This is a genomic window from Streptomyces smyrnaeus, assembly GCF_017676345.1.
GTDB classification, from domain to species: domain Bacteria; phylum Actinomycetota; class Actinomycetes; order Streptomycetales; family Streptomycetaceae; genus Streptomyces; species Streptomyces smyrnaeus.
In genome coordinates, this window is sequence record NZ_JAFFZM010000016.1 from 55,915 (window position 1) to 80,281 (window position 24,367).

Genomic DNA, 24,367 nt, shown 5'->3' on the forward strand with positions numbered 1-24,367 from the left:
CAATCGGCCCTCTAGCACACGAGCCGCCCTCACGCACGGACCGATTCACCGATATCTGCTCTCCGCCCCATTATCACAGACACCCCGGCTGACGTGCGCAAATGAGGGAAAGATCACTTACCGGCGCCGCAGCGTGGCGTTGCGTGACGGCCCCGGGTCCTGCTTGAGTGAAAAGACCGGTCGGTATCGAGGGGGAGCGCACACGACGAGGGGGGACCGGGGATGGAGCTTCGGGAAGAGATCGCCGCGACGCGCGAGGGGACCGGGGACCCCGGCGCGCTGGTGGGCGAGTTCCGGCGCGCGGCGGTACTGGTGCCGCGGGCGGGCTCGGACGCGGCTGCGGGGGAAGAAGGCGAGCGGCTGCTGACCCGCTCCTTCGGCGGGGTGCGCTGGATCCTCGCGTTCACCGACGAGGCGGCGCTGGCCCGGTTCACGGCTCAGCCGGGCAGCGGCGGCACACCCGGCCAGGAATGGGAGTACGTCTCCGTGCTCGGCGCCCGGCTGCTCGACGCCGTCGTGCCCGCCTTCGACGGACCCACGGGCGTCGCCGTCGACATCGCGGACGAGGACGGCTCCATGCTCTTCCCGCCCGCGCCGGGCATCGTCCCGGACGAGGCGGCCGTGGGCGGTGCCGACAAGGGGGAGGGCGCCTGATGGGCGACAGCAAGAGCGCAGACGGCATCAAGTGGAACAAGGAGTCCCTCGATCTGATCGAGAAGGGACTCAAGGGCGCCATCGACGAACTCAAGGAGTCCGGCAGCTCGGCCACGTCGTCCCTGCAGGGAGCGGGCTTCGAAGAGCTGTCCCTGACCGGGATGGAGATGGGCCACCACGGCCTGTCGGCCGACTTCGAGGACTTCTGCGAGAAGTGGGAGTGGGGCGTACGCGCCCTGGTGCAGAACGCCAACGCGCTGGCCCAGAAGCTCGGCCTGTCGGCGGGCATGGCGCACGAGGAGGACCAGTACGCGGCCGGAGCGCTCAAGGTCGGCCTCAACTCGCTCACCGGCAACCCGCACGCCACCGAGGAAGAGATCGTCAACAGCGACTGGGGCGACTTGGTGGCGCCGTACAAGCCGGACTACAGCATGGACTCCCTGCGCCAGGCCAAGGAGGACATCGGCCAGGACTGGCAGGACACCGCGCGTGAGCTGACCACCAAGGGCCGCGGCGGCATGTACACGGACATGGCCCAAAGCGCCACCGGAATGAGCGACGAAGAGGTCGAGGCCAAGCGCGACGCGTGGTTCGGCCCCTCACCCGAGGAGCGGGCAGCACAGCAGCAGGGGGGCCAGGGCTGATGGGCTGGCGGGATTTCGTACCCGACTCCATCGAGGAGAAGGGCGAGGACCTCGTCGAGGGCGCGGGCGACCTGGTCGAGGGCGGCGGCAACTGGACCGCCGACCGGATGGACGACATCGGCTGGGAGAGCGGCGCCGACTGGACGCGGGACAAGACCCGCTCCGCGGCGAACGCGATGGGCGCGGAGACGGCCGAGTTCCAGTTGGACGAGACCGAGGACCCCAAGAAACTGATCTTCGGCAGCCCCAGCAAGATCCGCTCCACGGCCAAGCATCTCAAGGACTTCCAGACCGCGTTCGACAACGTCGCCAAGGGGCTCAAGAAGCTGCCCCAGGGCACGTTGAAGGGCAAGGCCGCCGACGCCTTCTGGGAGAAGGTCGGCCTGGAGCCCGCCAAGTGGTCCAAGGCCGCCGACGCCTGCGAGAAGGCAGCCGGAGCGCTGGAGGACTTCGCCCACACCGTCGAGCGGGCCCAGTCCCAAGCCCGCGAGGCGATCGCCAAATACAAGGACGACAAGAAGGACGAGGCCCAAGAACAGCTCTCGCGGGCCCGCACCCAGCGCAACACGGCCGCGGGCGTCGCCCAGAAGGCGGTCCAGGCGGCCCGCGACGCGGCCCCGCCCAAGCCTGACTACTGGGAACAGGCCGGCGACGGCCTCACCGGGCTGCGCCTGGACGCCGTCCACCTCTCGGGCGGCATCGTCAAGGGCACCGCGGGGCTGGTCAGCTTCGTTCGCAGCGTCAACCCGACCGACCCCTACAACATCACCCACCCCGCCGAGTACGTCACCAACCTCAACTCGACCGTCACCGGCATCATGCGCGCCGCCAACGACCCCGTCGGCACGGGCAAGGCCATGCTGGACGCCTTCAAAAAGGACCCCGCCGAGGGATTGGGCCGCCTCATCCCGGAACTGCTGGGCACCAAGGGCGTGGGCGCGGCGACGAAGGCGGGGCGCGCGGGAAAGGTGGCGAAGGAGGCGGCGGAGAGTCGCAGGGCGCTCAAGGAGAAGGGCCCGAACGAGTCCGCCCGGAACGGCGACGAGACGCCCTCCGGCGGGACCGACCCGGTCGACCTCGCCACGGGGCGGATGTATCTGCCGCAGACCGACCTGTCCCTGCCCGGCTCCCTGCCCCTCGCCTTCACCCGCCGCGTCGAGTCCGGCTACCGGCTGGGCCACTGGTTCGGCCCCTCGTGGTCCTCAACGGTGGACCAGCGGCTGGAAGTCGACGCGGAGGGTGCCGTCTTCGTCGCCGAGGACGGCCGCCTGCTGTCGTACGCACATCCGGCTCCCGGTGTCCCCACCCTCCCCTCGGCGGGCTCGTCCCGTATGCCGCTGGAACGCACCCCGGACGGCGGCTACACGCTGACGGAGCCCGATACGGGCTGGGTGCGGCACTTCGCGCCCCCGGAGGGCGGCGCGTCCGAGGACGGTACGGCCCGGATCGAACAGATCACCGACCGCAACGGCAACAGCATCACCTTCGAGTACGACCCGGAGACCGGCGCTCCCTCCCGCCTCGTGCACAGCGGCGGCTATGTGGTGAAGCTGACGGTCGAAGGCGACCGCGTGACAGCACTGACCCTCGCCGGCGCGGACGGCGACACGACAGTGCTGCGCTACGGCTACACGGACGGCAATCTGACCCAGGTCGTCAACTCCTCCGGTCTCCCGCTCAGATTCGAGTACGACGACGAGGACCGGGTCCTCGCCTGGACCGACACCAACGACCGCCGCTACGACTACGTCTACGACAACCTGCACCGCGTCATCGCCGAAGGCGGCACGGCCGGCCATATGCAGGTCCGTATCGACTACGACGGCGTGGACGAGGCGACCGGCCACAAAGTCACCACGGTCACGAGCGCCGCTGGTCATACGACCCGCACCCTCTTCGACGATCGTGGCCTGGTCGTCGGCGAGATCGACCCCCTCGGCCACCGCACCAGCACCGAGCGCGACTCGTACAACCGCCCACTGGCCCACACGGACGCACTGGGCCGTCGTACGACATTCACCTACGACGAGGCGGGGCGCCTGGCATCGGCGACGCGCCCGGACGGTTCAACTGTCGCTGTCGAACGCAATGAGTTGGGTCTGCCGGTCACCACGAGGGACCCCGACGGCGCGGTCTGGCGCCAGGAGTGGGACGACCACGGCAACCGCACCTCACTGACGGACCCCGCAGGCCACACGACGCGCTTCACGTACGTCGGCCAGGGCCACCTGACGGCAGTGACGGACGCCCTCGGCGCGACGACGCGAGTTCGCTGCAACGCTGTGGGCCTCCCGGTGGAGATCACCGACCCGTTGGGCGCGACCACCCGATACGAACGCGACGCGTTCGGCCGCCCGATCCGGGTGATCGACCCGCTGGGCGCTCAGACGACCCTGACCTGGACGCCAGAGGGCCACCTGGCCTCCCGCACCACCCCCGACGGGGCGACGGAGCGCTGGGAGTGGGACGGCGAGGGCAACTGCACCCGCCACATCGACGCCGCCGGGGGCGAAACCCGCTACGAGTACACCCACTTCGACATGGTGGAGGCCCGCACGGGCCCGGACGGCGTCCGCTACGAGTTCACCTACGACGCCGAGCTGCGGATGACGCGGGTGACCAACCCGCAAGGCCTGACGTGGGACTACACCTACGACCCCGCGGGCCGGCTGGTCGCCGAGACGGACTTCGACGACCGCACGCAGCGGTACGAGCTGAACGCGGCGGGCGAGCTGGTCAAACGGACCACCCCGCTGGGCGAGGAGATCACCTACGAGCGAAATGCCCTGGGCCGCACGACCCGCAAGGACGCGGCAGGCGCGGTGACGACGTACGCCTACGACCCGGCAGGCCGCCTGGTGGAGGCCGTCGGCCCCGACGCCGAACTGCGCTACCAGCGCGACAAGCTGGGCCGCGTCAAAACGGAACTGGTCAACGGCCGTGCCCTCACCCACACCTACGACGCGCTGGGCCGCCGCACGCGCCGGGTCACCCCCACGGGAGCCGTCTCCACCAGCACGTACGACGAGGCGGGCAACCGCACCTCGCTGACGGCCTCCGGCCACACGCTCGACTTCACCCACGACGCGGCGGGCCGCGAAACCGAACGCCGGATCGGCGGCGGGGGCCTCACCCTCAGCCAGGTGTGGGATCCAGCAGGCCTCCTGATATCTCAGTGCCTATCGGCGCAAGAAACGATTCAGCAGCGCAGCTACGTGTACCGTTCCGACGGCTGTCTGACGAGCGTTGACGACCTTTTGGCAGGCCGCGCGGCCTTCGACCTCGACACGGTCGGCCGCGTGACCGCCGTCCACGCCCGAGGCTGGACCGAGCGCTACGCCTACGACGAGGCGGGCAACCAGACGGAGGCGAGCTGGCCGACGACTCACGCCTCCCCCGAGGCAATCGGCCCCCGCACCTATGAGGGAACGGCGATCAAGACGGCGGGCAAAGTCCGCTACGAATACGACGACGCCGGCCGCACCACCCTCCGTCAGAAAACGCGCCTCTCCAAGAAACCGGACACCTGGCGCTACACCTGGGATGCGGAAGACCGTCTCACCCAGGTCATCACCCCGGACGGCACCGTCTGGCGCTACGAATACGACCCGTTGGGCCGCCGCACGGCCAAGCACCGCATGTCAGGCGATGAGCCGGCGGAATCTGTCACCTTCACCTGGGACGGCCCCACCCTCATCGAGCAGACAACCGTCGCCCCCAGCCTCCCCCACCCGGTCACCCTCACCTGGGACCACCAGGGCTTCACCCCGCTGTCGCAGACGGAACGCCTCACCAACGCCTCGACTCAGCAGGAGATCGACTCCCGCTTCTACGCCATCGTCACCGACCTCGTCGGCACCCCCACGGAACTGGTCTCGGAAGACGGCGACATCGCCTGGCGAACCCGCTCCACCCTCTGGGGAACCACAGCCTGGCACACCGACAGCACCGCCTACACTCCACTCCGCTTCCCCGGCCAGTACTACGACCCCGAAACCGGCCTCCACTACAACTACTTCCGCCATTACGACCCTCAATCTGCCAGGTACCTGACGCCCGACCCTCTCGGGCTGTCCCCGGCTCCAAACCCGGCTGCTTACGTACCGAACCCCCACACCACTACCGATCTTCTCGGCCTCGCCCCCGGGCCTTGCCCCCCTACAGATGAAGACGCCATGCCTGGCGTCGTCTTCCGCCGGTTGGCACCGAACGAAGACCCCGCCCTCGGCCTGACGGCCCGCGCCCCGGATGTCGATGTCACTGAGGTGGAGCCCCACAACCATGTGGCTGGTAAGCGCGACAGCCCATGGATCTCCACCACCAAGCTCCCCAGCGTGGCCTTCGACAAATACAGCGGCTCAAATGGTGTTGTGGCAATAGACTTGTCAAAGGTCCCCGGCACAGTTGCAGATATATCAGGAGGACTTCCCGGGAAAGGCAGATTCCATTACTATGCGATGCGTGACCAGGAAGTTCTGATACACCGACACATACCAGCAGACGCAATCATTGGGTACTGGCCGTGAAGCATTCATCAGCCGAAGCGCTTGAAGCGCTCGACCTCGCATGGGACCCAGAACGCGGAGTCCTCGGAAAACTACGGGACGGAATCTACGACGCCGAGCTCGCGCAAGAATACATCACACTACTCGAAAGTATCGAAATCGAGGAGGGTGAGCATCTGCACCCGGACTTCGTACGACTCCTGTGGTTTTCACCGATCTTCTCGGAATGGCAAAGCAAAAGAATCGCCGAATTTGGTAGCGAGTCTGACAAATTGGACTCCATGAATTTCGCAAACAAAGTCCTTTCCCGCGTCGAGCGGATCCTCGGAATTCCTTGACAACGGCCGCTACCGGCCGATCTACCACGCCGCTCGGCCGGACAGCGTCGCGCTTCAACAGACTGAGTGTCGCGACAAGCACGGTGCGACGCCGCTGTCCCGGTCTCTTGGAGACGGGGACAGCGGCGCGCAGGGACGGCTGACTCGGTCGATGTGGCGCATCCCGAAGCATGCTGGCCTCCGAATGAGTGGGGGCGAAGAGAGACAGCACAGGACCACAGCGGTGGTTTTCGGTCTCGGAGGGGCATGCCATGCGGGGATGAAGTGCTGGAGAGTTCACTGGCATCACGACTTGGATGACGAGCCGGTGGTCATCTACAGCGAGATCGGGGTCGACGACCACGAGGTGCGGAAAGTGAAAATCCTCCCAGGTGTGCCCAAGGACACCTGGGGAACTGGTCATCATCGGTGGGGAGTCGGAGAAGCATGAGGCTTTTGGACCGCACCGAGATGAAACTCACCGTCGACTACGGCACCTTCGGCATCGTGGACATGGCACCTGTCCCCGATGCCCATGGCCTGGTCGCGTCGGCGGAGGGTAGTTGGCTTCGGACCCGGCGGGGTATGGCCTACCCCGACCTGGTCTCGAACGTCGCCTTCATCCGGCTGCGGCTGGAGAACTGGGGCCCCGGGGGACCGGGTACCGAGCCGCCGTTGGAAGGGGACTTGGCTCGGGTCGACGAGGCTGACGTCGAGATGCCCAGCGGTGTGCTCGGGATCGAGGTCATCGCCGCCGGTCTGGACGAGGAGGTCTTCTCGCTTCCCGGCCCCGGGCAGTACCGGATACGGGTCGCATTCTGCGTGGCTCCCGATGTCGATCCGGTTCCTCTGCGAAAGAGTCACGCGCCGATCGAACGGGCTTGGCAGGGGCGGGAAAAGGAGTTGGAGGACGTGGACGAGTTCTTCCTCGTCCAGTTCTGGAGCGTGGAGGACATCAAGAACAACGGCTGAGCCAGGACCCCGTCCGCGTCTGGCATAGCACCTGGGAGCCGTGACACCACCGCGCCAAATCGTCCTGCTGATCACCGTCACCCTGGCACTGGTCCTTGCGTCCTGGCTGTGGGCATCGGCTACCGCCGTGCGAGCCGCTGAACGGTTCGCTCCCACCGGGGACTGACCGCACAAGCACATGCAACGCCGCTGCAACGCCGCTGCAGCGGCGCCACAGCGATGAAAGGAGAACACACACATGCCGCCCCTCCCTAAGACAGGACCCAACGGACGGCGCACAGTCGGGCGCTGGATGCTGACAGTCGGCGTCGCGGGAACCGCCCTGGTGCTCGTCTGGGCAACCGGCGCCGGCCCCTACCCGCCCGCCCCCGACGTCAAGGAGCACGCCCTCAAATGGGTCGTGACCGCCACCGTGCTGCTGGCCGGCGTCGGCGGGGCTCTCCTGTGGTCGTCAACCGATCAGGGAGCAGATCGCAACGGCAACAACCGGACAGGGCCGTGACAGCCCTGTCCGGCGTGATCGATCGTCCACTTCGCCCGTAGGCCGACGGCAGCCAGCGGTCCGTCAGCGAGGCTGCGGCCCGCCTCGGACAGCTCGTCCTCAACCGGCACCGGCTCGCGAGGTATCGGGGGTCGTGCCCTCCGGCGCCGTCCAGCCGGCCAGGCGCGTAGGCCTGGGCAGTCTCGTAGCCCGGTTCGACGTTGTCGACGCACAGGGCCTGTGTCCGTATCGCCGGGTGTCTGGAGGGACTCGTGGGAGAAGCGCAGGTCGCCGACGAGGGATGGTGATAGCGCTTGGCGCCGTGGGTGCGGCGCAACACCCGGTGGTCGTTCCATCAGGCAGGGGCTTCCAGGCGCTTGAGTGTGAGTCCGCCGACGAGGGCGGCGAGCTCCCAGTCGTGGGTAGCGGCCTGTTTCAAGCCGGAGGATGGTCACCGTCTCCACCACGATCCGCTCCCAGCCGCCCCACCCGATCTCGGATCTAGGGACCGGCCGCCCGACAGCCCCATCGGCGTGGACCCATCAGCTTCGCGCGCGGCGGTACCCGGCATAGGCCAACAGAGTAAGGACGAGCAGAACGACGCCGAACCCCAAAGGGACGATCATCTGTTGCCAGCCTTTGTCCCAGTCGTACCCCTGGGCGTTGCCGGTGGCTGTCAGTACCAGGCCGACCTGGGCCAGCGTCGGGCCGGCGTCGAGGGCGACCTGGGCTTTGGGAGAGTCGACCCTCTCGTACGTTTCGCGCTTGTCGCCTGCGAAGAGGACGATCACCGCTACGGTGAAGATCGTCATGCTCCAGAACAGGTAGTAGAACGCGAGAAACAGGTACGCAGCAAGAAGTGCCCGGTCAGTGGTGCTGTATGCCGCCACCTCCTCCGCGAAGAGCGCCGACTCCGGAGAGGTCGTAGCACTGCCGACCGCGAGGACCGCGTTTAACCCGATCACCACGATGCTGGCCCGGTGGTACCAGGACCGCCGCCTGCGCAGCACATAGACCTCGAACGGGATGGACAGCAGCGCCATGAAGAGCACCAGTGGTATGGCGAGACCCGTCATCAGCTCCGTCAACACCGCGTAGCCGTCCTGGTCGATCTCCCGAAGCACCTCACCTCTGCGCTGGCCCCACATCATCATCACGCCGATGGTCCCGATGGCGGCGAGCAGCCGAAAATAGACCCAGAATCGCACGTAGTTTCCCCTCCCCCGTTTCGCACGACGATCAAGGTGGGAATCGCCCTGCTTTTCACGAGGGTACGTAGGAACTGATTTCGGCGTAAGGGGCTTGGATTTCTGTGGCCCTTTGATGAGCGATTCCGCGATTCCCTCGGGACCTTGGGTACCGGGGGCTCCCGAACATCGCAGTGCCGAGCTCGGCCTTGGGGACGGCCCTCTTCCGCTCGCGGACTGGAACGGCCAGATGCTTGCCGAGGATGGCGAAGGCCGGACGGGGGATTCGCCGTGCTGGATGCCGTGGACGGCTGGCGCAGCCGGTAGAGGTCGAGCCAGGTGAGGACCGGTCGCGGGCGGGGTGGTGGTAAACGTCACCGGCCAAGGGGGTGACGTTTTTGGAGGGGGTGCCGGTGGGCCCTCGTCTCGGCGCGGGAGGACCGTCGTCACGCCGCAAATATTACGACGGACCGACCCCGGGCCCCCGCCTTGTCGAGACGGGGGCCCGGGAGGGGTGCACGTCAGTTGGTGGTGGCGGCGTACGAGACGAAAGCGGCCCAGGCGGTCGGCGTGACGGTCAGCTGCGGGCCCGCCACGTTCTTGGAGTCGCGCACGTGGACCGTGCCGGGGAATGCCACCTCGACGCAGTCGGGACCGTCGTCGCTGCTGTAGCTGCTCTTGACCCATTGCGCATCGAGCCTCAACGGCATGCCGTTCACTCCTTCTCGGTGAGACGTCACGGACGGACCGATCCCCGGCCCCCGCCTTGTCGAGACGGGGGCGCGGGAGGGTGCACGTCAGTTGGTGGCGGCGTACGAGACGAAGGTGGCCCAGGTCGCCGGGGTGACGGCCAGCTGCGGGCCCGGCTTGTTCTTGGAGTCGCGCACGTGGACCGTGCCGGGGGTCGCAGCAACCTCGACGCAGGCGGGGCCGTCGTCGCCGCTGTAGCTGCTCTTCACCCACTTCGGCGTGGAGCCGTCTTCGGCGGAAAGCTTCAACGTCATGTCTCTCCCAGCACTTTCTCAATGAAGGCCAGCGACTCACGCGGAGTGAGCGCCTGTGAGCGCAGCATGCCATACCGCAACTCAAGGATCTGCGCCTCTTTCGGGTCGGAGATCAGACGACTCGTGAGCTGAGCTTCCGTGTGCCCGAGGGTCTTACCGTCGGCGAATTTCAGTACCCGGTGCCCACCCATCATGCCTGCGTGTTCCTCACAGGCCGTTGGCATGACCTGGATCGTCACGTGGCGCAACTGAGCAACCTCCAGCAGGTGTTCGAGTTGCTGACGCAGCACTACCCTGCCGCCGATCGGCCTCCGCAGCGTCACCTCCTCCTGAACGAAGGTGAACGTGGGCGTCGGCTGTCGTTCGAGAATCTGCTGCCGAGCCATGCGAGCAGCGACGTTGCGGTCGACCTCTTCCTCGCTGTACGCAGGGCGCCTCTGCACGAACAAGGCTCGTGCATATTCCTCGGTCTGCAAGAGCCCCTCGACGTTGCGGTCACCGTAAGCACCCAGCTCAACAGCCTTCGCTTCCAACTTGGCCAGGTCGCGGACCTTCTTCGGGTACCGGGCCTGCTTGACGTCCTCCTTCATCGCGGAGAGCTTGCCGTCCGCGCCCAGTGCTTGGTCCGCGCCGTCGAGGAACTCCGGCTTGGGGAGCCGTTTGCCGCGCTCGACGGCGGAGACCATCTCTTCGCCGTAGCCGATAGCCGCGCCCAGTTCGGGCTGCGTCATTCCGGCTGCCTCGCGCCAGAGCTTGATCTGACGGCTGACCGCTCGGAGTACGGCGCTGGAGTCGTCCTCCAGCCCCGCCTCCCATTCGTCGTCGTGTTCGGCCATGCGTAACCGCCTCCGTCCGCATTCGGTACGCATACCGTAGGAGCGGCTGGCGATGGTTTGTCACAGAATTCGTAAAACTGCTCCGGTTACGGCGTACAAGCCGTACTATTCCGCCCGCACCCCCGGACAACCTCCGCTCGTGCGCTCGTCTCGTCTGTCCAGAGCGGATACTTCCGGCCACGCTGAGTGACGTGACCAACGAGACCACCACTACTCCAGCGCTTCAACTCCTCGCCTCTGGCGTGGACTTCACCGTTCTGCTGTCCCCCACCCGGCGCGGGGCGCGTCTCGCACGCCTGCTCACGGTCGCCGAGCTCGGCTCGCGCGGGCTGCCGACGGAGTCCGCCGCGCAGGTCGTCGCCGAACTGGCCGCCAACGCCGCGCTGCACGGCCGGGTTCCGGGGCGGAGCTTCCGGCTCAGGGTGCGCGCCGTTGACGCCCCTGATCTCCTCCGCGTCGAAGTGTCGGACACCCGGAACGAGCGGGCTCCGGAGGCCGTGTCGCCGCCCCAGCCGCCCGCCGCCGACGCGGAGTCGGGGCGCGGGCTGCTGCTCGTCGCGGCGTTGAGCGAACGGTGGGGCGTGACGTATGGGCCGCCGCCCTGCAAGACGGTGTGGGCCGAGGTCCCCCTGCGAACCGGCGCGGGACTCACCGGGTCGCGGTCCGCCGCGACCCGGTGGCCCGCGACATCAAGGGCGTAAAAGAACCCGCGAAGCACCTCACCAAGCCCCACCGACCTCCCGTCACCCACACGAGTGAACGAGGCCAACTCGGCTGGCTGTTTGGCACGTTGGCTGGCATAGGCTCCAGCCGAGTACCGCACGACAACCGCACATGCGACGGCCCCCGGCCGGGACTGGCATCCCGATCGAGGGCCTGACCACCAAGGAAGAAAGCCCTTCCCGATGGCTGTTCAGCAGTTTAGCGCGCCCGCGCCACGCTCCGGCGTTGTCCACATCAAGTTCCGTCACCGCGAACGCTTCACGGTCGTCGGCAACCACCTCGCCCAGCATCGCGAGCTGTCCCTCCTCGCGATCGGGCTCGCCGTCCACATCCAGTCCGTGCCGGACGGTACGAGGGTGGACATCAAATCGCTGACCGCCCGCTTCCCCGAGGGCGAGGCCCGCATCGGCGCCGCCCTGCGCGAGTTGGAGGCGTACGGCTATCTGGCGCGGACCGCGCGCCGCACACCGGACGGCCGGATCGTCACCCGGACGGTGTCGTACGCCAACCCGGAGGCCCCGGACACCCAACCGCCGCCCCCACCATCACCACTGCAAGCCTCCAAGCCGGCGCCCAAGACGAAGCCGACACCGACACCAACACCGGCACCGACACCAACACCGGCACCGGCATCCGCACCGACACCGCCCGCACCCGGCACCACCGCACCGCCCGACCCCGTACGGCAGGCGACCGCCACCGCCCTCCTCGCGGCGCTGCGCCGCGACGACGAACGACTCCTGCTCTCCGAACGGGACGTGGCCCGCCTCTCCCCCGCCGTCGCGGTCTGGCTGGAGCGCGGCACCGGGTCGGAGGCCGTCCGCCGCGCCCTGACCGCGAACCTCCCGTCCGGCCCACTGCGCAGCCCGGCCGCCCTGATCGCCCACCGACTCACCGCACAGCTGCCGCCGCCCCTGCCCGCCACCCCGCACCCGGACCGCCCGCACCCCTTCCAGGAGTGCCCCGAGTGCGAGCGCGCCTTTCGCGCCCCCGCTCCCGGCCGCTGCCGGGACTGCCGGACCGCCGCACCGGACGGACCCGCGAACACCTCCGACCACACCCCGGTTCCCACCCCCACCACGCCCCGTTCAGGCCGCCCTTCGGCCAGGGCGCAGCCCCAGGTACCCGGCTAGCATGAGTGGACCGGACTCCGTCCACCGCAGAAGGGAGCGCGCGCCGTGACGATCACCCCGCACCACGCAGAGCACGACGCGGTTCAGTACCAAGCGATGCGGGACATCGTCGAGCGCATGCAGAGCAGCGTGCCCGGCAAGCTGGAGATCACCAGGGAAGGAATCGTTCACGACATGATGTCGCCGGGGGGACCGCACGAACTCACGGCGGCGCGCGTCAGTCGTCGTCTGGAGAAGGTGATGCCGGAGGGGCTGCTCGCCCACACCGGCACTCCTGATGTGGAGGACGCGCAGCAGGGCGTCGTTCGGCACCCCGACATCATGATCATCGCTGAGGCCGACATGGAGGTCGAGGGGCCGTTCGATCCGCGCAGCCTCCTCGCCGCCATCGAGGTCGTCTCCCGGTCCAACCCGGACAACGACTGGACGGGCAAGATGCGGGACTATCCGCTGCTCGGCATCCCGGTGTACGTGATCTTCGACCCTCGCACGGGCGAGGGAGCCGTTCTGTCGGACATCCATCCCACCCCGACCGGCCCCCGCTACGCCACGCGCAAGGACTTCGTCTACGGCGAGGACATCACCATCGGCGAGTGGACTGTCTCCACAGCTGGGCTCCCGCGCTACGCCCCCTGAACAGCAGGCCGGGCGTCCGAAGGAGTGGTCCGGGCGCCGAGGTTGCTCAAATGCGACCCGAGCCACAGAGGCGGCGCCAGCATCGAGGGATCGACCACGAACGTCCTGGAGGTCCCACCATGCTCCGTACCCCCCTCTGCGAGACGCTCGGCATCGACGTGCCGGTGATCGGCGCGCCGTTCGGGCCGTTCGAGGAGGTGGAGGTGGCGGCAGCCGTCTGCCGGGCGGGCGGGCTGGGATCTGTCGGCACCGGAGGGCCGCTGCCGGCCCTCCGGGAGCAGTGGACGCGGCTGCGGCAGCTGACCGACCGGCCGTTCGCCGTGAACCACACGATGCGACCGTTCAACGAGGAGGCGTTCCAGGCGACCATCGAGGAGCGGCCCGCAGCGATCTCCTTCCATATGAGCGTGCCCGCCGATCTGGTGGCACGCGCGCACGAGGCCGGAATCCTCTGGGTCCAGCAGGTTCAGGACGTGCGCGAAGCGGAGCAGGCGGTCCGGGCCGAGGCGGACGTGATCGTCGCACAGGGCGGCGAGGCGGGCGGACACGGTGGGGAGGTCAGCACGATGGTGCTGGTGCCGCAGGTGGTCGATGTGGCCGGGGGCGTTCCCGTCGTCGCGGCGGGCGGTATCGCCGACGGGCGCGGGCTGGCCGCCGCACTGGCGCTCGGCGCACAGGGCGTCGCACTGGGCACCCGGCTGCTCGCCTCGGCGGAGATGAACATCAGCGAGGAGTGGAAGCAGCGGATCGTGGCGTCGGACGGGCGGGACGCGGTCAAAGTGACCCAGCACGACCGCGTCCTGCCGCCCTTCTCCCGGCCCGGCTGCCACAGCGTGCCGCGCTCGCTGCGTACGCCGTTCCTCGACGAGTTGGAAGAGCACCCCGAACGTGTCGATCCGGCCCTCGCCGGGCCCCAGTTGATGCAGGCCGCGCGCGAGGGGCGGATCCACGCGTACCTGCCGATGGCCGGGCAGTCGGCAGGGCTCATCCGTGACGTCCGGCCAACCGCGGAGATCGTGCGGGATGTCGTGGACACGGCGGAGCGAATTCTTCACGGGGAGGTCGCCTAGCCGGAGAGGGGCTGCCCCTGGCGGTGCATCGCGGGCTGCGGGTGAGTCGTGGTCCTCGCGCAGCTCCCCGCGCCCCTTCGGGGCGCGCCCGGTTCAGGGGTGCGGCACCGCATACGGTGGCCGTTCCGCGTCGGAGCCGAGCGGCGGCTCGCTCGCGTCGGCGCCCAGCGCCACGATCCGGTTCTCCGCGTCCACATGGACGACGCGGGGCCGCATCGCACGGGCCTCCGCGTCGTCCACCTGGGCGTAGCTGATGACGATGACCAGGTCCCCGGGGTGGACGAGGTGGGCGGCGGCGCCGTTGATGCCGAGGACTCCGCTCCCCCGCTCGCCCTCGATGACGTAGGTCTCCAGCCGGGCGCCGTTGGTGATGTCGACGATGTGGACCAGCTCGCCGGGGAGCAGGTCCGCGGCGTCCAGCAGGTCGGCGTCGATGGTCACCGACCCGACGTAGTGCAGATCGGCCTGGGTGACCGTGGCCCGGTGGATCTTGGACTTGAACATGGTGCGCAGCACAGTTCACTCCGTATGAGGAAAAAGGGTCGCGCCCCCGTCGGTCAGGGGTGCGCGCCGACCCGTCCATCGTACGAGCGCAAGCCGCGCATACGAAGAGGGTCCGTACGCGCGCATACGAAGAGGGCCCGTACGGCTTCGCAGCCGTACGGGCCCTCTTCTCGGCCGAGGCCGACGCGCGAGCGTTCGCGCGCTGGTCGCGCTAGGTCACTTGATGATCTTGGTGACCTGGCCGGCGCCCACGGTCCGGCCACCCTCACGGATGGCGAACTTGAGGCCCTCTTCCATGGCGACGGGCTGGATGAGCTGGACGCTCATCTCGGTGTTGTCGCCCGGCATGACCATCTCGGTGCCCTCGGGGAGGGTCACCACGCCGGTCACGTCGGTGGTGCGGAAGTAGAACTGCGGGCGGTAGTTGTTGAAGAACGGGGTGTGACGGCCACCCTCGTCCTTCGACAGGATGTACGCCTGCGCCTCGAACTCCGTGTGCGGGGTGACCGAGCCCGGCTTGATGATGACCTGGCCGCGCTCGACGTCCTCGCGCTTGATGCCGCGGAGCAGGAGGCCGACGTTCTCACCGGCCTGGCCCTCGTCGAGGAGCTTGCGGAACATCTCGATACCGGTGACGGTGGTCGAGGTCTTGGTCTCCTTGATGCCGATGATGTCGACATTCTCGTTGACCTTGAGGGTACCGCGCTCGATACGGCCGGTGACGACCGTACCGCGACCGGTGATCGTGAAGACGTCCTCGATCGGCATGAGGAACGGCTTGTCGGTGTCGCGCTCCGGAGCCGGGATCGCCTCGTCGACAGCGTGCATCAGCTTGACGACGGACTCGCCCCACTCCTTGTCGCCCTCGAGGGCCTTGAGCGCGGAGACCTTGACGACCGGAACCTCGTCGCCCGGGAACTCGTACTCGGAGAGCAGCTCACGGACCTCGAGCTCGACGAGCTCCATGATCTCCTCGTCGTCCACCATGTCGGCCTTGTTCAGGGCGACGACGATGTACGGAACGCCGACCTGGCGGGCCAGGAGCACGTGCTCCTTGGTCTGCGGCATCGGACCGTCGGTGGCGGCGACCACGAGGATGGCGCCGTCCATCTGGGCAGCACCGGTGATCATGTTCTTGATGTAGTCCGCGTGACCCGGGCAGTCGACGTGGGCGTAGTGACGGTTCTCCGTCTGGTACTCGACGTGCGCGATGGAGATGGTGATACCGCGCTGGCGCTCCTCGGGCGCCTTGTCGATGTTCTCGAAGGCCGAAGCCTCGTTCAGGTCCGGGTACGCGTCGTGCAGCACCTTGGTGATCGCCGCGGTAAGAGTGGTCTTGCCGTGGTCGATGTGACCGATGGTGCCGATGTTGACGTGCGGCTTAGTCCGCTCGAACTTCGCCTTCGCCACTGGGGTCCTCCTGTGGACTGGTGCTGTACACCCTCCACATTTTGCGGAGGGGTTCAGGTGGTCGTACCGAACCGGTCAGGACCCCTAGGGGGACGCCCTTGACCTGTTCGCTTGGGGTGGGCCGGCGGCCGGAGCGCCCCGGTACAGTCCGCTCGATGACCGAGCGATCTGTACCGGAGTGCCCCGAATGCCTTTGCTCCAGCCTAAGGGGTGAGTGCGGATGTCCCGCTCGCCCCTGGACGAGTGGCTCACTCGCCCCTGAGCGAGTGGATTACTCGCCCTTGGCCTTCGCGATGACCTCCTCGGCGACGCTCCGGGGAACCTCGCCGTAGGAGTCGAACTGCATGGAGTACGTGGCACGGCCGGAGGTCTTGCTGCGCAGGTCTCCGACGTAGCCGAACATCTCCGACAGCGGTACCAGACCGGTGACGAGCTTCGCGTTGCCGCGGTCGTCCATCGACTGGACCTGGCCGCGCCGCGAGTTGATGTCGCCGATGACCTCGCCCATGTAGTCCTCGGGCGTGGTCACCTCGACCTTCATCAGCGGCTCCAGCAGGGCCGGGCTCGCCCTCCGGGCGGCCTCCTTGAACGCCATGGAACCGGCGATCTTGAAGGCCATCTCGGAGGAGTCGACGTCGTGGTAGGCACCGTCGAGCAGCGTCACGCGGACGCCGGTCAGCGGGTAGCCCGCCAGCACGCCGAACTCCATGGCCTCCTGGCAGCCCGCGTCCACGGACGGGATGTACTCCCGCGGGATACGGCCACCGGTGACCTGGTTGACGAACTCGTAGCCGTCGCCCTCGAGCGGCTCGACGTCGATCTGCACCTTTGCGAACTGACCGGAACCACCGGTCTGCTTCTTGTGGGTGTAGTCGACCTTCTCGACCTTCTTGCGGAGCGACTCGCGGTAGGCCACCTGCGGCTTACCGACGTTGGCCTCGACCTTGAACTCGCGCTTCATGCGGTCGACCAGCACGTCCAGGTGCAGCTCGCCCATGCCCGCGATGATCGTCTGGCCGGTGTCCTCGTTCGTCTTGACCTGGAAGGACGGGTCCTCCTCGGCCAGCCGCTGGATCGCGACGCCCAGCTTCTCCTGGTCGCCCTTGGACTTGGGCTCGATGGCGACCTCGATGACCGGGGCCGGGAAGTCCATCGACTCCAGGATCACCGGGTTGCTCGCGTCGCAGAGGGTCTCACCGGTGGTGGTCTGCTTGAGACCCATGACGGCGACGATGTCGCCGGCACCCACCGACTCGATCTCCTCACGCTTGTTCGCGTGCATCCGGTAGATCTTGCCGATGCGCTCCTTGCGGCCCTTCACCGAGTTCATCACCTGGGTGCCGGTGTGCAGGCGACCCGAGTAGACACGCAGGAAGGTCAGCTTGCCGAGGTGCGGGTCGCTGGCGATCTTGAACGCCAGCGCCGACATCGGCTCCTCCTCGGAGGGACGACGCTTGATGATCTCCTCGGCGTCCTTCGGGGACTGGCCCTCGATGGCCTCGACGTCCAGCGGGGACGGCAGGTACCGCGCGATCGCGTCGAGCAGCGGCTGCACCCCCTTGTTCTTGAACGCGGTGCCACAGAAGACCGGCGTCACCGTGACGACGTCCTCGCCACCGGTGGAGGCGAGGGTCACCCGGCGGATCGCCGCCATGAGCTGCTCCTCGGTGGGCTCCTGGCCCTCCAGGTACAGCTCCATCATCTCTTCGTCGTTCTCCGCGACGGCTTCGAGCAGCTTGCCGCGCCACTCCTCGGCCGCCTCGGCGTGGGTGTCCGGGATGTCGACGGTGTCGTACATCTCGCCCATCTTGGCCTCGGGCGACCAGACGAGGGCCTTCATCGACACCAGGTCGACGACGCCCTTGAAGTCCGCCTCGGTGCCGATCGGCAGCTGCATGACCAGCGGAATCGCACCCAGGCGGTCGCTGATCATGTCGACGCAGCGGTGGAACTCCGCGCCGGTACGGTCGAGCTTGTTGACGAAGCAGATACGCGGAACGCCGTAGCGGTCGGCCTGCCGCCACACCGTCTCGGACTGCGGCTCCACACCGGCGACACCGTCGAACACCGTCACGGCACCGTCGAGCACGCGCAGCGCACGCTCCACCTCGACGGTGAAGTCGACGTGGCCCGGGGTGTCGATGATGTTGATGGTGTAGTCGACGCCGTTGAGCGGCCAGTGAGTGGTCGTCGCGGCGGACGTGATGGTGATGCCGCGTTCCTGCTCCTGCTCCATCCAGTCCATCGTGGCAGCGCCGTCGTGGACCTCACCGATCTTGTAGCTACGACCGGTGTAGAAAAGGATCCGCTCGGTGGTCGTCGTCTTGCCCGCGTCGATGTGCGCCATGATCCCGATGTTGCGGACCTTGGCAAGGTCAAGTGAAGTGGTAGCCATAAGGCTTCAGTCTTCTCTCGGTCTCGATGGGGGTAGCGACTACCAGCGGTAGTGCGCGAAGGCCTTGTTGGACTCGGCCATCTTGTGCGTGTCCTCGCGCTTCTTCACGGCGGCGCCGAGCCCGTTGGAGGCATCGAGCAGCTCGTTCATCAGACGCTCGGTCATGGTCTTCTCGCGGCGGGCGCGGGAGTACCCCACGATCCAGCGCAGCGCGAGCGTGGAGGAGCGGCCGGGGCGGACCTCGACCGGAACCTGGTAGGTGGCGCCACCGACACGACGGGAGCGGACCTCAAGGGTCGGCTTGACGTTCTCCAGGGCACGCTTGAGCGTGATGACCGGGTCGTTGCCGGTCTTCTCGCGCAGCCCCTCCATGGCGCCGTAGACGATGCGCTCAGCGGTGGAGCGCTTGCCGTTCAGCAGCACCTTGTTGATGAGGGAGGTCACCAGAGGAGAGCCGTAGACCGGGTCGATGATGACCGGGCGCTTCGGGGCGGGGCCCTTACGAGGCATTCTTACTTCTCCTTCTTGGCGCCGTAGCGGCTGCGAGCCTGCTTGCGGTTCTTGACGCCCTGCGTGTCGAGGGAGCCGCGGATGATCTTGTAGCGAACACCCGGCAGGTCCTTCACACGGCCACCACGCACGAGCACGATGGAGTGCTCCTGCAGGTTGTGACCCTCACCCGGAATGTAGGCGGTCACCTCGATCCCGCTGGTCAGGCGCACACGGGCGACCTTACGCAGGGCCGAGTTCGGCTTCTTCGGGGTGGTCGTGAACACACGCGTGCAGACGCCTCGACGCTGGGGCGAGCCCTCAAGTGCGGGCGTCTTGTTCTTCTCGACCTTGTCCTGCCGGCCCTTGCGGACCAGCTGCTGGATCGTAGGCACCGTTTCTCCGGTTTCTGTGTGCCAGTCTCGGTAAAGCTAACCTGGGCCATACCCGACCCACGAGGTCGGGTGTGTCGAAGGCTGCAGATCTCCGCCGAGGGCGGAGGACTTCTCCATGGTGAGAAGCATGCAGATTCGGTGTCTCATGCTGCGCGCACCGTCGCCGCAGTTGCGGGTACCACATCCGCGGGGGACAACAGCGCAGGGGACACCCCAGGCACAGAGATTGAGGGTACCTACCTCATCGGCTGGGGTCAAAACAAATGGACCGGCCACCATAGCGCCCCCGACCTGCGAGAAGAAGGGCACACAGGACAGCTCGCCACCGCCCGGCGGGACGGGCCGCCGCCCGTCCCGTCAGCTCGACGCCACGATCACCCCGAAGATGATCGCCAGGACGGTCCCGATGGCCAGCCAGCCCAGCACCAGACCGGCCGTGGCAAAGCCGTCCCCCTGCTCACCGGTCCTGCGGATCTCCGCCTTCGCCTTGTGCCCGAGGATCACCGCCGGGATCGCCGTCAGCCCGTACATCGGCGTCAGGATCCCGCAGACCAGCGCACCGATCGCCGAACCGTTGGTGCTCGGCGGCGGCGCCGGCAAGAAGGTGCGCGGCACCACCGGATAGGTGGGCTGCGGCGCCGGTACCGGCACGGGCACCGGGCCCTGCGGCAGATCCGCGATGAGCACGCTCAGGTCCGCGTACGTCTGCGCCTGCGACGCCCGCGCCAGCCGCTGCTCGTACTCCTCCTGACCCAGCCGGCCTTCGCTGAATCCGGCCTTCAGGACGTCGATCGCCCGCTCCCGGTCGGTGTGCGAGGCGCGCATCGCCCCCATCTGCGGCTGACTTTGCACGGGCACACCGCCAGGGGGCTGCCCGGGCTGCCCCTGCTTCGAGACGAGCCCGGGGTTGTACCCCTGGCCCGGGGCACCTCCAGGATTCCACGGTCCGAACGCCACCGGCCCCCACCTCCCAGCTCGAACTTGCCGTCTCCCCCCATCATCCATGACGCAGGCCGTCCGTGGCCGGTTCACAGCCCTACGGATACGACCGCGGGGCGGCCCCCCGTGAAGGGAGACCGCCCCGTGGCGTTGCGTCGGACTCAGGCGTTGTAGGGCCCGTAGTCGTAGTCCTCCAGCGGAACCGCCTGGCCGGAGCCGGTGCCGAAGGGCGAGTAGTCGATGTCGTCGTAACCGACGGCCGAGTACATCGCGGCCTTCGCCTCCTCGGTGGGCTCGACCCGGATGTTGCGGTAGCGGGACAGGCCCGTACCGGCCGGGATGAGCTTACCGATGATGACGTTCTCCTTGAGGCCGATCAGGGAGTCCGACTTGGCGTTGATCGCCGCGTCGGTCAGCACCCTGGTCGTCTCCTGGAAGGACGCCGCCGACAGCCAGGACTCGGTGGCCAGCGAGGCCTTGGTGATGCCCATCAGCTGCGGACGGCCGGAGGCCGGGTGGCCGCCCTCCTGCACCACGCGCCGGTTCTCCGACTCGAACTTGGTGCGCTCCACCAGCTCACCGGGCAGCAGCTCGGCGTCGCCGGACTCGATGATCGTCACGCGGCGCAGCATCTGCCGAATGATGATCTCGATGTGCTTGTCGTGGATCGACACACCCTGCGAGTTGTAGACCTTCTGGACCTCGCCCACCAGGTGCACCTGCACCGCGCGCTGGCCGAGGATGCGGAGCACGTCGTGCGGGTTCTCCGTACCGACGGTCAGCCGCTGGCCGACGGCGACGTGGTCGCCCTCGCCCACCAGCAGGCGCGCCCGCTTGGAGACGCTGTAGGACGTCTCGTCCGAGCCGTCGTCGGGGGTGACGACGACCTTCTTGGTCTTCTCCGTCTCCTCGATCCGGACCCGGCCGGCCGACTCCGAGATCGGCGCGACGCCCTTGGGCGTACGGGCCTCGAACAGCTCGACCACACGCGGCAGACCCTGGGTGATGTCGTCACCGGCCACACCACCGGTGTGGAAGGTACGCATCGTCAGCTGGGTGCCGGGCTCACCGATCGACTGGGCGGCGATGATGCCGACGGCCTCGCCGATGTCGACCAGCTTGCCGGTGGCCAACGAGCGGCCGTAGCACATGGCGCAGGTGCCCACGTGCGACTCGCAGGTGAGGATGGACCGCGTCTTGACGGTCTCCACACCGTGCCGGACCAGCTCGTCGATGAGCACGTCGCCCAGGTCGGTACCGGCCGGGGCCAGCACCATGCCGTCGACGACGATGTCCTCGGCCAGGCAGCGCGCGTACACGCTGGTCTCGACGTCCTCCGCCTTGCGCAGCACGCCGTCCTCGCCCTTGGAGGCGATCGTCAGCTTGAGGCCGCGGTCGGTGCCGCAGTCCTCCTCGCGGATGATCACGTCCTGCGAGACGTCGACCAGACGACGGGTGAGGTAACCCGAGTCGGCGGTACGCAGGGCGGTGTCGGCGAGACCCTTACGGGCACCGTGCGTGGAGATGAAGTACTCCAGCACGGAGAGACCCTCGCGGAACGACGCCTTGATGGGCCGCGGGATGGTCTCGTTCTTCGCGTTCGACACCAGACCGCGCATACCGGCGATCTGACGCATCTGCATCATGTTCCCTCGGGCGCCCGAGTCCACCATCATGAAGATCGGGTTCGTCTTCGGGAAGTTCTCGTTCATCGCCTCGGAGACCTCGTTGGTCGCCTTGGTCCAAATGGCGATGAGCTCCTGCGTGCGCTCGTCCTTGGTGATCAGACCGCGCTCGTACTGCTTCTGGACCTTCTCGTCCTGCGCCTCGTAACCGGCGATGATCTCCGGCTTGGCGTCCGGGACGACGACGTCCGTGATCGCGATGGTCACACCCGAACGGGTCGCCCAGTAGTAACCGGCGGACTTCAGGTTGTCCAGCGCCGCCGCGACGACGACCTTGGGGTAGCGCTCGGCCAGGTCGTTGACGATCTGGGAGAGCTGCTTCTTGCCCACGGTGTAGTCGACGAACGGGTACTCCTCGGGCAGCAGCTCGTTGAAGAGCGCACGGCCCAGGGAGGTACGCAGCCGGAACGGGTCACCGGGCTGCCACTCGGGCTCGCCCTCCTCGGGCGCCGGCGGGGTCCAGCCCAGCGGCGGAGTGGTGCCGGCCGGGAACCGGATGTCGATCTTCGCCTGGAGCGACAGCTCCCCGGCGTCGAACGCCATGATCGCTTCCGCGGTGGAGTTGAACGAGCGGCCGTCGCCCTTGGTGACGCGCTGCTCCTCGTCCGTGGTGAGGAAGAACAGACCCAGGACCATGTCCTGCGTCGGCATCGTCACCGGCCGGCCGTCGGCCGGCTTGAGGATGTTGTTCGAGGACAGCATCAGGATGCGGGCCTCGGCCTGGGCCTCGGCCGACAGCGGCAGGTGCACGGCCATCTGGTCACCGTCGAAGTCCGCGTTGAACGCGGTGCACACGAGCGGGTGGATCTGAATGGCCTTGCCCTCGACCAGCTGCGGCTCGAAGGCCTGGATGCCGAGGCGGTGCAGCGTCGGTGCACGGTTGAGCAGCACCGGGTGCTCCGCGATGACCTCTTCCAGCACGTCGTAGACGACCGTGCGGCCGCGCTCGACCATGCGCTTGGCGCTCTTGATGTTCTGCGCGTGGTTGAGGTCCACCAGCCGCTTCATCACGAACGGCTTGAACAGCTCCAGCGCCATCGCCTTGGGCAGACCGCACTGGTGCAGCTTGAGCTGCGGGCCGACGACGATCACGGAACGGGCCGAGTAGTCGACGCGCTTACCCAGCAGGTTCTGCCGGAAGCGGCCCTGCTTGCCCTTGAGCATGTCGGACAGCGACTTGAGCGGACGGTTGCCCGGACCGGTGACCGGACGGCCGCGGCGGCCGTTGTCGAACAGCGCGTCGACGGCCTCCTGCAGCATCCGCTTCTCGTTGTTGACGATGATCTCGGGCGCACCGAGGTCGAGAAGCCGCTTCAGGCGGTTGTTGCGGTTGATGACACGGCGGTACAGGTCGTTCAGGTCGGAGGTCGCGAAGCGGCCACCGTCCAGCTGCACCATCGGACGCAGGTCCGGCGGGATGACCGGCACGCAGTCCAGCACCATGCCCTTGGGGCTGTTGCTGGTCTGCAGGAACGCGGAGACGACCTTGAGCCGCTTCAGCGCACGGGTCTTCTTCTGGCCCTTGCCGGTGCGGATGATCTCGCGGAGCCGCTCGGCCTCCTCGTCCAGGTCGAAGGTCTCCAGGCGCTTCTGCAGCGCGGCAGCGCCCATGGAGCCGTCGAAGTAGGTCCCGAAGCGGTCGCGCAGCTCGCGGTAGAGCAGCTCGTCGCCCTCCAGGTCCTGCACCTTGAGGTTCTTGAAGCGGTTCCAGACCTCGTCCAGCCGGTCCAGCTCGCGCTGGGCGCGGTCGCGGATCTGCTTCATCTCGCGCTCGGCGCCCTCGCGCACCTTGCGGCGCACGTCCGCCTTGGCGCCCTCGGCCTCCAGCTCGGCCAGGTCGCTCTCCTGCTTCTTGGCGCGGGCCTCGAGGTCGGCGTCACGGCGCTGCTCGATCTGCTGGCGCTCCACACCGACATGCGCCTCCAGGGAGGGCAGGTCGCGGGTGCGGCGCTCCTCGTCGACGTACGTGATCATGTACGCCGCGAAGTAGATGACCTTCTCCAGGTCCTTGGGCGCCAGGTCGAGCAGGTAGCCCAGGCGGGAGGGAACACCCTTGAAGTACCAGATGTGGGTCACGGGAGCGGCAAGCTCGATGTGGCCCATCCGCTCACGGCGCACCTTGGCGCGGGTCACCTCGACGCCGCAGCGCTCGCAGATGATGCCCTTGAAGCGGACGCGCTTGTACTTGCCGCAGTAGCACTCCCAGTCCCGGGTGGGGCCGAAGATCTTCTCGCAGAAGAGTCCGTCCTTCTCCGGCTTGAGGGTGCGGTAGTTGATGGTCTCCGGCTTCTTGACCTCGCCGTGCGACCACTGACGGATGTCGTCAGCGGTGGCAAGGCCAATTCGCAGTTCGTCGAAGAAGTTGACGTCGAGCACTCTCGTCAATCC

General features: G+C 67.7%; 22 protein-coding genes. 11 read left to right on the forward strand and 11 right to left on the reverse strand.

Translation table 11 applies throughout. The features are described from left to right. Nucleotides 1-222 precede the first annotated feature (222 nt). From JW613_RS24580 to JW613_RS24605, 7 genes are all read left to right on the forward strand, one after another. Nucleotides 223-654 carry an SseB family protein gene (locus JW613_RS24580; RefSeq protein ID WP_209213112.1) on the forward strand — a complete coding sequence of 144 codons (432 nt, stop codon included), beginning with the start codon at nt 223-225 and terminating at the stop codon, nt 652-654. Next, nucleotides 654-1,298: a hypothetical protein gene (locus JW613_RS24585; protein ID WP_209213113.1), complete on the forward strand. Its 645-nt coding sequence runs from the start codon at nt 654-656 to the stop codon at nt 1,296-1,298. Before JW613_RS24580 ends, JW613_RS24585 begins: the two co-directional genes overlap by 1 nt. Next, entirely contained in the window at nt 1,298-5,824 is a 4,527-nt protein-coding gene (locus JW613_RS24590) for a putative T7SS-secreted protein (RefSeq protein WP_245226232.1), read from the forward strand. The genes JW613_RS24585 and JW613_RS24590 overlap by 1 nt, the downstream gene beginning before the upstream one ends. Continuing rightward, nucleotides 5,821-6,141 carry a hypothetical protein gene (locus JW613_RS24595; protein ID WP_209213114.1) on the forward strand — a complete coding sequence of 107 codons (321 nt, stop codon included), beginning with the start codon at nt 5,821-5,823 and terminating at the stop codon, nt 6,139-6,141. The genes JW613_RS24590 and JW613_RS24595 overlap by 4 nt, the downstream gene beginning before the upstream one ends. A gap of 259 nt (nt 6,142-6,400) precedes the next feature. After that, nucleotides 6,401-6,571, forward strand: coding sequence for a DUF6881 domain-containing protein (locus tag JW613_RS36900; protein ID WP_372447995.1), 171 nt, complete (start codon nt 6,401-6,403; stop codon nt 6,569-6,571). Then, nucleotides 6,568-7,092, forward strand: a complete 525-nt coding sequence (locus tag JW613_RS24600; protein WP_209213115.1) for a hypothetical protein — start codon at nt 6,568-6,570, stop codon at nt 7,090-7,092. The genes JW613_RS36900 and JW613_RS24600 overlap by 4 nt, the downstream gene beginning before the upstream one ends. A gap of 292 nt (nt 7,093-7,384) precedes the next feature. Beyond that, on the forward strand, nt 7,385-7,594 hold the full coding sequence (locus tag JW613_RS24605) for a hypothetical protein (RefSeq protein ID WP_209213116.1): 210 nt from the start codon (nt 7,385-7,387) through the stop codon (nt 7,592-7,594). 521 nt (nt 7,595-8,115) lie between these two features. On the opposite strand, the gene JW613_RS24610 is transcribed toward JW613_RS24605, so the two are convergent. The 4 genes from JW613_RS24610 to JW613_RS24625 all read right to left on the reverse strand — a co-directional run bounded on the left by JW613_RS24610 (nt 8,116) and on the right by JW613_RS24625 (nt 10,600). Next, nucleotides 8,116-8,781: a hypothetical protein gene (locus tag JW613_RS24610; RefSeq protein ID WP_209213117.1), complete on the reverse strand. Its 666-nt coding sequence runs from the start codon at nt 8,779-8,781 to the stop codon at nt 8,116-8,118. A gap of 500 nt (nt 8,782-9,281) precedes the next feature. Next, a complete protein-coding gene (locus tag JW613_RS24615) occupies nt 9,282-9,470 on the reverse strand; it encodes a DUF397 domain-containing protein (RefSeq protein WP_209213118.1) in 189 nt (62 codons plus the stop codon). Between the two features lie 87 nt (nt 9,471-9,557). Continuing rightward, on the reverse strand, nt 9,558-9,764 hold the full coding sequence (locus JW613_RS24620; protein WP_209213119.1) for a DUF397 domain-containing protein: 207 nt from the start codon (nt 9,762-9,764) through the stop codon (nt 9,558-9,560). Beyond that, nucleotides 9,761-10,600: a helix-turn-helix domain-containing protein gene (locus JW613_RS24625; RefSeq protein WP_209213120.1), complete on the reverse strand. Its 840-nt coding sequence runs from the start codon at nt 10,598-10,600 to the stop codon at nt 9,761-9,763. Before JW613_RS24625 ends, JW613_RS24620 begins: the two co-directional genes overlap by 4 nt. A 191-nt stretch (nt 10,601-10,791) precedes the next feature. Between JW613_RS24625 and JW613_RS24630 the strand changes: the two genes are divergently transcribed. The 4 genes from JW613_RS24630 (at nt 10,792) to JW613_RS24645 (ending at nt 14,162) form a co-directional block, all read left to right on the forward strand. Beyond that, nucleotides 10,792-11,301, forward strand: coding sequence for an ATP-binding protein (locus JW613_RS24630; RefSeq protein WP_307866024.1), 510 nt, complete (start codon nt 10,792-10,794; stop codon nt 11,299-11,301). 204 nt (nt 11,302-11,505) lie between these two features. Then, complete coding sequence (locus tag JW613_RS24635; protein WP_245226233.1) at nt 11,506-12,456, forward strand: hypothetical protein; 951 nt, start codon at nt 11,506-11,508, stop codon at nt 12,454-12,456. A 45-nt stretch (nt 12,457-12,501) separates the two neighbouring features. After that, nucleotides 12,502-13,092 (forward strand): Uma2 family endonuclease, encoded by a 591-nt coding sequence (locus JW613_RS24640; protein WP_209213121.1) that lies wholly within the window; start codon nt 12,502-12,504, stop codon nt 13,090-13,092. 119 nt (nt 13,093-13,211) lie between these two features. Next, nucleotides 13,212-14,162 (forward strand): NAD(P)H-dependent flavin oxidoreductase, encoded by a 951-nt coding sequence (locus JW613_RS24645; RefSeq protein ID WP_209213122.1) that lies wholly within the window; start codon nt 13,212-13,214, stop codon nt 14,160-14,162. 93 nt (nt 14,163-14,255) lie between these two features. Here the strand turns inward: JW613_RS24645 and panD are convergent, their stop codons facing one another. The 7 genes from panD to JW613_RS24680 form a co-directional block, all read right to left on the reverse strand. After that, nucleotides 14,256-14,678: an aspartate 1-decarboxylase gene (gene panD, locus JW613_RS24650; RefSeq protein WP_209213123.1), complete on the reverse strand. Its 423-nt coding sequence runs from the start codon at nt 14,676-14,678 to the stop codon at nt 14,256-14,258. Between the two features lie 204 nt (nt 14,679-14,882). Continuing rightward, nucleotides 14,883-16,076, reverse strand: coding sequence for an elongation factor Tu (tuf, locus tag JW613_RS24655; RefSeq protein ID WP_209213124.1), 1,194 nt, complete (start codon nt 16,074-16,076; stop codon nt 14,883-14,885). Nucleotides 16,077-16,347: 271 nt separating this feature from the next. Beyond that, complete coding sequence (gene fusA, locus JW613_RS24660) at nt 16,348-18,471, reverse strand: elongation factor G (protein ID WP_209213125.1); 2,124 nt, start codon at nt 18,469-18,471, stop codon at nt 16,348-16,350. Between the two features lie 39 nt (nt 18,472-18,510). After that, a complete protein-coding gene (gene rpsG / locus JW613_RS24665) occupies nt 18,511-18,981 on the reverse strand; it encodes a 30S ribosomal protein S7 (RefSeq protein ID WP_019354980.1) in 471 nt (156 codons plus the stop codon). A 2-nt stretch (nt 18,982-18,983) separates the two neighbouring features. Next, a complete protein-coding gene (rpsL, locus tag JW613_RS24670) occupies nt 18,984-19,355 on the reverse strand; it encodes a 30S ribosomal protein S12 (protein WP_003948652.1) in 372 nt (123 codons plus the stop codon). Nucleotides 19,356-19,712: 357 nt separating this feature from the next. Next, nucleotides 19,713-20,180: a DUF1707 and DUF4190 domain-containing protein gene (locus tag JW613_RS24675; RefSeq protein WP_209213216.1), complete on the reverse strand. Its 468-nt coding sequence runs from the start codon at nt 20,178-20,180 to the stop codon at nt 19,713-19,715. 275 nt (nt 20,181-20,455) lie between these two features. Further along, nucleotides 20,456-24,355: a DNA-directed RNA polymerase subunit beta' gene (locus JW613_RS24680; protein ID WP_209213217.1), complete on the reverse strand. Its 3,900-nt coding sequence runs from the start codon at nt 24,353-24,355 to the stop codon at nt 20,456-20,458. Nucleotides 24,356-24,367 lie beyond the last annotated feature (12 nt).

What these genes read in the sequence shown, in the direction of transcription:
- JW613_RS24580 (WP_209213112.1), top strand. Translation starts at nt 223, where the DNA reads ATGGAGCTTCGGGAAGAGATCGCCGCGACGCGCGAGGGGACCGGGGAC.
- JW613_RS24585 (WP_209213113.1), top strand. Translation starts at nt 654, where the DNA reads ATGGGCGACAGCAAGAGCGCAGACGGCATCAAGTGGAACAAGGAGTCC.
- JW613_RS24590 (WP_245226232.1), top strand. Translation starts at nt 1,298, where the DNA reads ATGGGCTGGCGGGATTTCGTACCCGACTCCATCGAGGAGAAGGGCGAG.
- JW613_RS36900 (WP_372447995.1), top strand. Translation starts at nt 6,401, where the DNA reads ATGAAGTGCTGGAGAGTTCACTGGCATCACGACTTGGATGACGAGCCG.
- JW613_RS24600 (WP_209213115.1), top strand. Translation starts at nt 6,568, where the DNA reads ATGAGGCTTTTGGACCGCACCGAGATGAAACTCACCGTCGACTACGGC.
- JW613_RS24605 (WP_209213116.1), top strand. Translation starts at nt 7,385, where the DNA reads ATGCTGACAGTCGGCGTCGCGGGAACCGCCCTGGTGCTCGTCTGGGCA.
- JW613_RS24615 (WP_209213118.1), bottom strand. Translation starts at nt 9,470, where the DNA reads ATGCCGTTGAGGCTCGATGCGCAATGGGTCAAGAGCAGCTACAGCAGC.
- JW613_RS24620 (WP_209213119.1), bottom strand. Translation starts at nt 9,764, where the DNA reads ATGACGTTGAAGCTTTCCGCCGAAGACGGCTCCACGCCGAAGTGGGTG.
- JW613_RS24625 (WP_209213120.1), bottom strand. Translation starts at nt 10,600, where the DNA reads ATGGCCGAACACGACGACGAATGGGAGGCGGGGCTGGAGGACGACTCC.
- JW613_RS24635 (WP_245226233.1), top strand. Translation starts at nt 11,506, where the DNA reads ATGGCTGTTCAGCAGTTTAGCGCGCCCGCGCCACGCTCCGGCGTTGTC.
- JW613_RS24645 (WP_209213122.1), top strand. Translation starts at nt 13,212, where the DNA reads ATGCTCCGTACCCCCCTCTGCGAGACGCTCGGCATCGACGTGCCGGTG.
- fusA (WP_209213125.1), bottom strand. Translation starts at nt 18,471, where the DNA reads ATGGCTACCACTTCACTTGACCTTGCCAAGGTCCGCAACATCGGGATC.
- rpsG (WP_019354980.1), bottom strand. Translation starts at nt 18,981, where the DNA reads ATGCCTCGTAAGGGCCCCGCCCCGAAGCGCCCGGTCATCATCGACCCG.
- JW613_RS24675 (WP_209213216.1), bottom strand. Translation starts at nt 20,180, where the DNA reads ATGCGCGCCTCGCACACCGACCGGGAGCGGGCGATCGACGTCCTGAAG.